The following is a 2108-nucleotide window of genomic DNA, read 5'->3' on the forward strand; positions in this document are numbered from 1 at the left end:
GCCGTCATCCGCCGCGCCAACCGGGCCCGGACCCGACGCGACGCGCTGCTGGACGTCTTGAGGCTGACCGTGGGTTCTGCGGGCTGGGGCATGTCGGCGACCTGCAGCGGTTCGGTGGGCGGCTGGATCGCCGTCCCCTTGTCGTCCGCCACGTTGGTCACCTCCGAACTCCCAGGATATCCGCCTCGCGACGATGCGGGACGAAGGTACCCAGGATCGCGACAAATGAGCCGAAGTCTGTTTGCCCGTCGTCCTCAGGACAGTATGTGGCTGGTTTTGATTGCTCGCGAGGTGGCTATATTGAGCGCGGGGTTCAGCCAAATGCTCCGGTTTAAGCAACTGAAAGAGGACCACTCGGTGAATGCCCTGCAGTTAGCGTCGACGAACGTCGTCGTGGCCGGGCGTATGGCGCGGATCAACGCGACCGGCGAATTCGACCTGTTCACCGCGCAGATCCTGGCTGACTCCCTGGATGAGGCATGCAGTCGCGGTCTGTCGGTGGAGCTTGATATGTCCGCGGTCAGGTTCATTGCAGCGAGCGCGCTGGGAATTATCGTCGGCGCCCATCAACGCCTGACCGCAAAGGGGTGCAACATCGAAATTGTTCGCCCGGCGGATGCCGTGAAACGGCTGTTGCGCTTGACCGATATGGGCTGGCTACTAAAGCCCGAGCCGACCCAAATCTAGAGTGGGTGAGCAGATGTCAGAGCACGATTCGATCGTCGATACGGGCCGCACGCGGTCACCGCATGATCATGTGGTGCACATATATACCGATGATGCTCATCTTGTGACGGAGCTGGCTAGCTTCATCACCCAGGGCCTCTCGCTGGACGAAAGCATCGTCATTGTGGCCACCGAACAACACCGCGCGGCGCTCGCGAAGGTGCTCGCCGATGACTCAAAGCTGGGTGCGGAGACTTTGGTTATGGTGGACGCCGCTGACATGCTGCGGAAGTTCATGATCGACGGCGCCCCAGATCCGGGACTGTTTGAGACCGTGATCGGCGGGATTCTGGATGCGGCTGCACGTGGTGGCCGGCCGGTGCGGGTCTTCGGCGAGATGGTGGCCGTCCTTTGGCAGCAGGGCAATGTCACCGGCGCGCTGGCACTTGAGGGATTGTGGAACGACCTGGCTGCGATGCGGCGGTTCTTTTTGATGTGTGCCTATCCCAGCAGTTCATTTGACGACGGGTCGCTTCATGCGATGAATTCGGTGTGTCAACTTCACTCGAAACTTGTCCTGCTCGGAGATCCGATTCACATGACCGATGCCCGGTTCACCGAGCAAGACCGGGTCGCATCGAAGCTGTTTCTTCCCGTGGCCGAGGCGGTCCCGACGGCGCGTCATTTCGTGATCGATACCCTGGCGGCCTGCAACTTATCGCACGTGGCCGATGATGCGGCGCTGATTGTCAGCGAGCTAGCCGCCAACGCCGTAGTGCACGCCAATACCGCCTTCCGCGTGGTGGTGTCCAGTGCATCGGCGGGAGTCGTGCGGTTGACGGTCGAGGACGCCACGCGGTCTCAACCAGTGCTGCGCCGTGCGGGCCGACACGATAGCGGTGGACGGGGCATCGCTCTAATTGCAGAAATCACACGCGAGTGGGGCTGCAACCTGTCCCCGGGTGGCAAGACGGTCTGGGCCGACATTCCGGTCTAAAGGCTTTGGGCGGAGACCGTCGGGTAGCGGGTCGGCGAAGTTGCGGGTTGATTGGCAGCCTTGATTATCGAGATCCGCAGGTATGGCGAACGAATTTCTCTATGCCTCAACCCGTTTGGGCTTCGTTACAGTGCCGGTAATGACCGGCTCCGGTAGCCAACTTAGTTGGTTGTTGGGGGCGGTTGCGGCTGGAAGGGTTCGTACCACCACCAGTCGGCGCGCTCGCCGGTGGGCCCGGGCCACGCTGGGACAGCGGGCGGGGGAAGGTTCGGAGCACGCGCGAGCGATCCAGCGCTGAGCCGTCGACCGGAGCTGTCGGTGACGATGAGATCGTCGGCGGGTCCGGCAATGGTGATGACGCCCCGGTGGTGCAACCGATGGTGATACGGGCATACCAACACCAAGTTGAACAACTCGGTGGCACCGCCGTTCTCCCAGTGCCGGA

3 protein-coding genes are annotated in these 2108 nt (G+C 62.1%); 2 read left to right on the forward strand and 1 reads right to left on the reverse strand.

Annotated features, from left to right (window positions below; genetic code table 11):
* Positions 1-225 precede the first annotated feature (225 nt).
* Together WBF82_RS03490 and WBF82_RS03495 are read left to right on the forward strand one after the other, a co-directional pair.
* Positions 226-687, forward strand: coding sequence for an STAS domain-containing protein (locus WBF82_RS03490; RefSeq protein ID WP_424381707.1), 462 nt, complete (start codon positions 226-228; stop codon positions 685-687).
* Between the two features lie 13 nt (positions 688-700).
* Positions 701-1663, forward strand: a complete 963-nt coding sequence (locus WBF82_RS03495; RefSeq protein ID WP_424381708.1) for an MEDS domain-containing protein — start codon at positions 701-703, stop codon at positions 1661-1663.
* 161 nt (positions 1664-1824) lie between these two features.
* Here WBF82_RS03495 and WBF82_RS03500 read toward each other — a convergent pair.
* On the reverse strand, positions 1825-2108 hold a 284-nt coding region (locus tag WBF82_RS03500; RefSeq protein WP_424381709.1), incomplete at its 5' end, for an HNH endonuclease signature motif containing protein.

The organism is Mycobacterium sp. (assembly GCF_049673265.1).
Classification (GTDB): Bacteria; Actinomycetota; Actinomycetes; order Mycobacteriales; family Mycobacteriaceae; genus Mycobacterium.